Origin of the sequence: uncultured Oxalicibacterium sp., assembly GCF_913776015.1 — a bacterium.
Classification (GTDB): Bacteria; Pseudomonadota; Gammaproteobacteria; order Burkholderiales; family Burkholderiaceae_D; genus Oxalicibacterium.
Genome location: NZ_CAJYMD010000046.1, coordinates 1 through 8,042, shown reverse-complemented (window position 1 = coordinate 8,042; position 8,042 = coordinate 1). Strand labels below are relative to the sequence as shown.

At 57.2% G+C, this 8,042-nt stretch carries 8 protein-coding genes; 4 read left to right on the top strand and 4 right to left on the bottom strand.

What is annotated here, in order from left to right:
• Window positions 1-856: molecular chaperone HtpG (htpG, locus tag QZ725_RS07720; protein ID WP_293778143.1), on the bottom strand; the 856-nt coding region annotated here is incomplete at its 3' end.
• A 156-nt stretch (window positions 857-1,012) separates the two neighbouring features.
• Window positions 1,013-2,458, bottom strand: coding sequence for a PLP-dependent aminotransferase family protein (locus QZ725_RS07715; protein ID WP_293778140.1), 1,446 nt, complete (start codon window positions 2,456-2,458; stop codon window positions 1,013-1,015).
• A 103-nt stretch (window positions 2,459-2,561) separates the two neighbouring features.
• Here QZ725_RS07715 and QZ725_RS07710 point away from each other — a divergent pair, with 103 nt between their 5' ends.
• The 4 genes from QZ725_RS07710 to QZ725_RS07695 all read left to right on the top strand — a co-directional run bounded on the left by QZ725_RS07710 (window position 2,562) and on the right by QZ725_RS07695 (window position 5,714).
• On the top strand, window positions 2,562-3,155 hold the full coding sequence (locus QZ725_RS07710) for a LysE family translocator (protein ID WP_293778138.1): 594 nt from the start codon (window positions 2,562-2,564) through the stop codon (window positions 3,153-3,155).
• Window positions 3,156-3,316: 161 nt separating this feature from the next.
• Window positions 3,317-3,775, top strand: coding sequence for a RidA family protein (locus QZ725_RS07705; RefSeq protein ID WP_293778135.1), 459 nt, complete (start codon window positions 3,317-3,319; stop codon window positions 3,773-3,775).
• Between the two features lie 83 nt (window positions 3,776-3,858).
• Window positions 3,859-5,055, top strand: a complete 1,197-nt coding sequence (locus tag QZ725_RS07700; RefSeq protein ID WP_293778132.1) for a PLP-dependent aminotransferase family protein — start codon at window positions 3,859-3,861, stop codon at window positions 5,053-5,055.
• 194 nt (window positions 5,056-5,249) lie between these two features.
• A complete protein-coding gene (locus QZ725_RS07695) occupies window positions 5,250-5,714 on the top strand; it encodes a hypothetical protein (protein WP_293778130.1) in 465 nt (154 codons plus the stop codon).
• Window positions 5,715-5,763: 49 nt separating this feature from the next.
• Here QZ725_RS07695 and QZ725_RS07690 read toward each other — a convergent pair whose 3' ends face one another.
• Entirely contained in the window at window positions 5,764-6,924 is a 1,161-nt protein-coding gene (locus tag QZ725_RS07690; RefSeq protein ID WP_293778127.1) for an MBL fold metallo-hydrolase, read from the bottom strand.
• A 10-nt stretch (window positions 6,925-6,934) separates the two neighbouring features.
• Window positions 6,935-8,042: DNA gyrase C-terminal beta-propeller domain-containing protein (locus tag QZ725_RS07685; RefSeq protein WP_293778124.1), on the bottom strand; the 1,108-nt coding region annotated here is incomplete at its 5' end.

Here is an 8,042-nt window from a genome sequence, read left to right as displayed (position 1 = left end):
TGTACAGCAGTTGTGTGTATTCGCTGCGACCTTCGACGCGGTTGTGCGTATAGGTCAATGGATCGCCGAAATCGTGCGAAACATGTTTGTAGAATTCCTTGTACTGCTCGGGCGTGATCTCGTTCTTGCTGCGTGCCCACAGTGCGCTGGCCTGGTTGATGGTTTCCAGCTCATCCTTGGCGACCATCTCTTTCTTTTCTTCGTCCCATTCTTCCTTCTGCATGACGATCGGCAGCGAGATATGGTCCGAATACTTGCGGATGATGGATTTGAGCTTCCATGCCGACAGGAACTCGTCTTCGCCTTCGCGCAGGTGCAGGATGATGTCGGTGCCGCGATTCGGCTTGTCGATGGCTTCCACCGTGAATTCGCCCGCACCTTCAGATTCCCAGCGCACGCCTTCGCTGGCCGGCAGGCCGGCACGGCGCGTTTCGACCGTAATGCGGTCGGCAATGATGAAACCCGAATAGAAGCCAACGCCAAACTGGCCGATCAGCGCGGCGTCCTTTTGCTGGTCGCCCGACAGTTTCGAGAAGAATTCCTTGGTGCCCGATTTGGCGATGGTGCCCAGATGTTCGACTGCATCGTCGCGCGACATGCCGATGCCGTTGTCGCTGATGGTGATGGTGCGTTTGGCGGCGTCGAAGCTGACCTTGATCTTGAGATCGGCATCGTCTTCGAACAGGGCGGCATTGTTGATGGCTTCAAAACGCAGCTTGTCCGACGCGTCGGACGCATTGGAAATCAGCTCGCGCAGGAAAATCTCCTTGTTGGAATACAGGGAGTGAATCATCAGTTGCAGCAGTTGTTTTACTTCCGCCTGGAAGCCAAGGGTTTGCTTTTCGGATGCAGCCATTTTTTCCTCAGAAAATCAGTTTGATGGAGTGTGGCATGGCCATGTGGCCGGTTGCCTTTGAAGCGAATTGCGCATTGTAAATAAATCAAGCCGCGCAGTGGCAGGACGTGTCTTCTACCTGCCTTGCGCAGCTATCTGGTGTCGCAAGGATGTTTTTCAAGCCTTGTCGAGCGCTTTTTGCAGAAAACGCACGATGCCTGGATCGTCCATGGCGGCGATATTGAAGCGCATGAAGCGCGACGGGAGTTGGTTGGGCGAAAACAGGCTGCCGGGTGCCAGCAGGTAACTTGCCTCCAGCGCCGTAGTCGTCAGCACGTTGGTATCGCAGCCCATGTCGGCCCACAGGAACATGCCAGCCGGCGCTTGCACGGGAATTTGCAGGCCGATGCGTTCCATCTGCCGCACCGTGCGGTCACGCACGGCATCAAGCTTGCTGCGCAGGCGATCGGCATGCTTGCGGTAATGGCCTTCGGAAAGAATGCGGTACAGCACACGCTCGGTCAGTTCAGTGGTGGTGAGCGTGGAAAGAATCTTGCGATCGGACAGATGGCGTACCAGTTCCGGCGCGGCCGCGATGAAGCCGATGCGCAGGCTGGCGGCCAGCGTCTTGGAAAAGCCGCCAAGGTAGATCACGCGCTGCAACTGATCGAGGGTGGCGATGCGCGTTGCAGGTTGAATCGCGTGGCCCGGATGCATGTCGCAGTAGATGTCGTCTTCCACGATCATGAAGTCGAATTGCTCGGCCAGCTTGAGCATCTGGAACGCCTTCGCCGCCGATAGCGAGGTCGAGGTTGGATTGTGCAGCACCGAATTGATGACGAACAGGCGCGGGCGATGCAGGGCGGCCAGCTCCGTCAGTCGCGCAATGTCTGGGCCATCGGGCAGGCGCGGAATGCCGACCACGTTGGCGCCCAGCATGGCAAAGGAACCAAACATCAGGAACCACGCCGGGTCGTCAACGAAGACGGTGTCGCCGGGCTGCACGAAATGGCGCGCCACGATATCCAGTGCTTGCGTCACACCTGTCGTAGTCACGATTTGATCGGGCGTGGCGGCGATGTCGAGTTCGGCCAACTTGCGTTGCAATTGCTGGCGCAGCGGCAGAAAGCCTTGCGGTTCGCCGTATTGCAGCAGATCGATGTTTTGCCGCGCCACGGAGCGCAGCGCGTTGCCGACCAGTTCATTGTCCAGCCAGTTGCTGGGCAGCGAGCCGACGCCAGGCATTTGGTGTGTCGCGGTTTGCCGGAACATATTGCGAATCAGCCAGACTACGTCCAGCGAACGCGGGATGGTGGGAGCCGTGCTACGGACTTGCGGCGTGACAACGGGGGTTTGATCACGCACATAAAATCCTGAGCCGCGCCGCGATTCGAGCAGGCCGCTTGCGACCAGGCGGTCATAGGCTTCTACCACGGTAAAACGCGAGACACCATATTGTTCGGCAAAGCGGCGAATGGACGGCATGCGGATGCCGGCGCGCCAGACTTTGTCTTCAACACGGCTTGTCACTAGCTGAACGATTTGTTCGACTAATGTCGCGGCATATTCGCGCGACAGTGGCGTGGCGGCGGAAATACTCGTAGAAATCGGCGTATTGGTCATCTGGCCATGACAGTAAAAGAATTATCTGCAAAGTGTATTGGTACTGTATTGGTTTTGTCCATTAAGATCTAGGCACGCACCTCTTAAGCCATTTCTTCAGACGATGACCACCTTGCTCCCCTTTTTGCTCTTTGCGTTCGTGTCCTCCATCACACCTGGGCCCAATAACATTCTTCTGACTTCGTCAGGAATTCGCTTCGGCTTTCTCCGCTCGATTCCGCATATGTTTGGTGTGATTGCAGGTTTCGGCGTGATGCTCGCGCTATGCGCGACCGGTGTCGGCAATCTTGTTATGGCCATGCCGTCGGCCGATTTTCTGCTGCGCGTAGTCGGCTCCGGTTATCTGATTTATCTGGCTTGGCAATTGCGTAACATGCGTGCAGATGGTCAGGATGAAGGGGGTAGCCAGCCAATGTCGTTTGGGGCTGCGGCGCTTTTTCAGTTTGCCAACCCCAAAGCCTGGATCATGGGCATCACGGGTGCGGCTGCCTTTCTACCGCCTTTGCAGCCTGCATGGCTGGCTGTTGGTGTGTTCTGCCTGCTATTCAGTGCGGTCAACCTGCCGTGCCTTGGCGTATGGGTGGCTACTGGTGCCGTTTTGCGTCGATACTTGCGGCAGGAGCGATGGCGTCGTCTGTTTTGTGCCTTGATGATCGTTGCCACGCTCTATGCCGCCGTCTCGATCTGGTTGCGTTGAATGCGGCTATCCAACATGTCTGAACAGATAGTTCGGTGGCGAGGGCGCGGATTTGAGATAATCACGGGAATTCATTGGCGGCAGCGCTCATGCGCTTCGTTGTCCCGTATCGGGCACGGGCACTTTTTCTGAAGAAGTGTCCTGTTTTTTCTGGAGCATGCATGTCTTTTTACGACAAACTGAAAGCACTGAATATCGAACTGCCGGCTGTAGCCACACCGGCTGCATCTTATGTGATGTACGCGCAGACGGGTAACACGATTTTCCTGTCCGGCCATATTGCCAAGAAAGATGGCAAACCGTGGGTTGGCCAACTCGGCAAGAACCTGAGTACCGAAGAGGGCAAGCAAGCCGCGCGTGGCGTCGCCATCGACCTGATTGCGACGTTGCAGGCGGCCTGCGGTGGCGACTTGAATCGCGTCAAGCGCATCGTCAAAGTCATGAGTCTCGTCAACTCCACGCCTGACTACACAGAACAACATCTGGTCACGAATGGCGCGTCCGATCTGTTTGGCGAAGTATTCGGCGAACAGGGCAAGCATGCTCGCTCCGCATTCGGGGTGACACAGATCCCGCTTGGTGCCTGTGTCGAGATCGAACTGATCGCCGAGGTCGGTTGATCCTTCATTCCTTGCCGGAGCAGGGCTTCGGCACTTTCTTTCGTTCCGTCCCATCAGGGCGCGGGACAACGCTCTCCAGAATCATGAAAATCGAAAATCCGACACCGATCAAATGGCAGTTTTCCCAACGCGCCGAACAACTGCAGAGCTCGGTCATCCGCGAAATCCTCAAGGTGACGATGCGGCCCGACATCATCTCGTTCGCGGGTGGCTTGCCTTCACCGGCCACGTTCCCGGTCGAGCATATGCAGCAAGCGTTCGACAAGGTCTTGTCGGAGCAGGGCAAGGTCGCCTTGCAATACGGCCCGACCGACGGCTACGCGCCGCTGCGTGAATGGATTGCAGAATCGCTGTCGATCGATGGCGTGACGATTTCGCCTGATCAAGTGTTGATGGTGTCCGGTTCGCAGCAGGCACTCGATCTGTTGGGCAAGGTATTGATCGAAGATGGCAGCAAGGTGCTGGTCGAAACGCCAAGCTATCTGGGCGCGCTGCAGGCGTTTTCCGTCTATCGCCCCAACTTTGTCTCGATTCCGACCGATGAAGAAGGGCTCTTGCCGGAGAGCGTCGAAGGCATCGCCGATGGTGCCCGTCTTCTATACTCGCTACCGAATTTCCATAACCCGACCGGTCGTACCATGCCGCTCGAACGCCGTGAAGCACTGGTCGAAACCTGCGCACGTCTCGGTTTGCCGCTGATCGAAGACGATCCGTATGGCGCGCTCAGCTACGCTGGCGAACCGTTGCCGAAAATGCTGACGATGAATCCGAATGGCGTGATCTACCTGGGGTCCTTCTCCAAAGTGCTGACGCCTGGCATACGCCTCGGCTATGTGGTTGCGCCAGCAGTGCTGATCCGCAAACTCGAACAAGCCAAACAGGCTGCCGATCTGCATACTTCGCAACTGACGCAGATGGTTGTCTACGAAGCGGTCAAGGATGGTTTCCTGTCGCAACATATTCCATCGATCCGCAAGCTGTATGCGAACCAATGCCAAGTCATGCTGGACGCGCTCGAAGAATTCTTCCCGGTTGGCGTCAAATGGAACAAGCCGGCTGGCGGCATGTTTATCTGGGTCACGCTACCCGAACATATCGACGGCATGCAATTGCTGGACGAAGCGATTGCGAAGAACGTGGCCTTCGTACCCGGCGCGCCGTTCTATGCCAACGAACCGGAAACCAATACCTTCCGTCTCAGTTTCGTGACCGTACCGCCGGAACGTATTCGCCAGGGCGTACAGGTTCTGGCCGGATTGATCAAGGACAAACTGCGCTAAGCCTTCCTCTTTGGCATGCAGCAGAAGGACGGCAATGCCGTCCTTTTTTTATGCAGCGTGTTTGACGAAACCTGGGTGAAAACATGTTGCGATTGCTGGTTTGATGCTAATGTCACGCGCGGTATGCAAAAGAGCCTATAAGGCCGATCCTGGAATCCGGGAAAAGAAGCATTTATTTCATTTAGGGAGAAGTCATGGTATCGAAGAGTTATATCGCCGCAGTGGCTGTTCTGGGGCTGGCATTGACCGGCTGCGCCAGTCAGCGCCCGGCATCGACGGTGGAATCCACCGCCCTACGCAGCACGGCGGCTGAGCCTGTCGCAGCGCAAGGGCAGGCGCGCATTGTCAAATCCACCAACGGCCAGTTCGAAGGCGAGATCGTTGGTACGCCAGCACCAAACAGCAAGTTTTCCAAGGTCAAGATCGGCATGAAGATGCGTGAAGTGTCGGGCCTGATCGGCGCACCGGACGATATGTATCGTCACGAAACCGGCAAGCGCTGGATTCCCTTCTATTTCGGCAACGATTCGCAGCGTTTGCAAACGCTTTATAAAGGCGAAGGCTGTCTCACGTACACGGGCGGTAACGTGTTCGGTGGCGGTGAAAACGAGTTGATCCGTGTGACGGTTGATGCCAGCGGTCGCTGCATGGAAGATTGATTTTTGAATCGATCGAGAAAAATGAAACGGCGTCTTCGGGACGCCGTTTTTATTTGCTTGTCTCGCTGAATGCCAGCGCCTTGCCGGACGCATCGAAGCGCGTCGTTTCGCCATGTTTCAGTACAACGAATGCATCCTTGGCTAATCCGGCTTTTTTCGTTTCTTCGGCCAGCACACGTGGTGGTTCGTCGAGCGATTCATCGGCAAGTTCGAACGTGCCCCAGTGAATGCCGATCGAATGTCGGGCTTTCACCGTTTTGTGAATCTTCACGGCATCGGCTGGATCGACGTGCTGGGTGTGCATGAACCAGCGCGGGGCATAGGCACCAATCGGAATCAGGGCGAGATCGAAGCTGCCGAAGCGTTTGGCGATCTCTTCAAAGTCTTTCGAGAAACCGGTATCACCGGCGAAGAAGATCGAGAACGGTGCTTGGTCCGATGGCTGCGTGTGGATGGTCCAGCCACCCCAGAGCGTTTGCTGGCGATCGGTCAGGCTGCGTGCTGACCAATGTTGCGCCGGCACCAGATGGAAATCGAGTCCCTTGGCGGAGGTTGCATCCCACCAGTCCAGTTCCTGCACATTCGTGATGCCCAGTTCTGCCAGCCACGGCTTGATGCCGAGCGGGACGAGGAACAGCGGTGCGCCACCGGGTTGCCGGTTTAATTGCTCGACGGTTGCGCGATCAAGATGGTCGTAGTGATTGTGGGAAATCAACACCACGTCGATGTGCGGCAATTCGGTCAGCGCGAATGGTACTGGCACGCGGCGTTTCGGCCCCATGAAGGAGACGGGCGAGGCGCGCTCGGACCAGATCGGATCGGTCAGGATATTCGTGCCACGCACTTGCAACAGCATCGTCGAATGGCCGATCCAGGTTGCGCTGGTTTCGTTCTTGTTGGCGCGTAGCCAGGCGATGTCCGTCCGCACAACGGGAAACTGGTAGTTGTTCTCGGGCGGCTTGGGCAAGCCTTGTGTGATGCGCTGCCATTGCCACTTGAGCAGACCGTCCGGCTTGCGATCGAGGTAGTTGTTGCGGAAACCTTCCGGCGTATGGTGTGGCTTGGCGGGGTCGTAATACGGATTGTGATTGCTGCAGGCGGTGAGTGTCAGCGAGACGGCAAGCGCAACAACCAGTGCAAGCGACAAAGGCAGTTTGCCGAAGCGTGCCTTGGTCCTTGCAGTGTGCCGTGTCACGGAAGCTTGTGTCATGATTGCCGCGTCATTGCTGAGGCGTCAGGGTCGTCGCCTTGATTTTTGATTCCAGCGCCTTGCCTTTGCGGGCGCGCTTGCCGATATGCACAGCCAGGCCAGAGGCCGACAAGGCCACTTCCTGCGCCTTGCCGCCACGCCCCACACCGCTGACGATTACGCCGCGCTGGCTGATCGGCTGGGCCGCGATCAGGCGTTCGCCTTTTTCGAGCTCCATCAAAATCACGCCACGGCCGCCAGCCGACAAGGTCTTGATTTCATCGAGGCCGAATACCAGCAGACGGCCTTTTTCCGAAAGACAGGCAATCGCGCTGGCATTCGCAATCAGTGGACGTGGCAGCAAAGGCAGATCGCCATCGTCCAGCGTGATGAAGGATTTGCCACCACGATTACGTGCCGTCATGTCGCCCGCCTTGGCAACGAAACCGTAGCCGGCGGTCGATGCCAGCAGCAGCTGCGTATCGCCCGGGCCGGCAAAGTAATGCTGAATCGTCGTGCCACTGGCGAGTTCGATCAGCGTGGTGATCGGTACGCCATCGCCGCGCGCACCCGGCAGCGATGCCACCGGCACCGAGTAGATGCGGCCGTTGGAGCCGAACACCAGCACGTTATCCACGGTGCGGCATTCGAATGCACTGTACAGGCTGTCGCCCGCCTTAAAGCTGAACTGTGCCGCATCGTGGCCGTGGCCCGTGCGTGCACGCACCCAGCCTTTTTGCGAAATGATGACGGTAACCGGTTCATCGATGATCTTTTGCTCGACGCTGGCGCGTTCGGCTTCCTTAATCAAGGTGCGGCGCGCATCGCCAAACTGCTTGGCATCGCTCTCGATTTCCTTGATGACGAGTCTCTTCATCGAAGCCGGATTGTCGAGCAAGTCCTGCAGCGTAGATTTTTCGTTGCGCAGTTCAGCTAGTTCCTGCTGGATCTTGATGGTTTCCAGACGTGCGAGCTGACGCAAACGGATTTCGAGAATGTCGTCCGCCTGACGTTCGGACAAACGGAACGCCTCGATCAGCGCCGGCTTCGGTTCGTCCGATTCGCGGATGATGCGGATCACCTCATCGATATTGAGCAGGATCGCTTCACGCCCTTCAAGGATGTGGATGCGATCATCG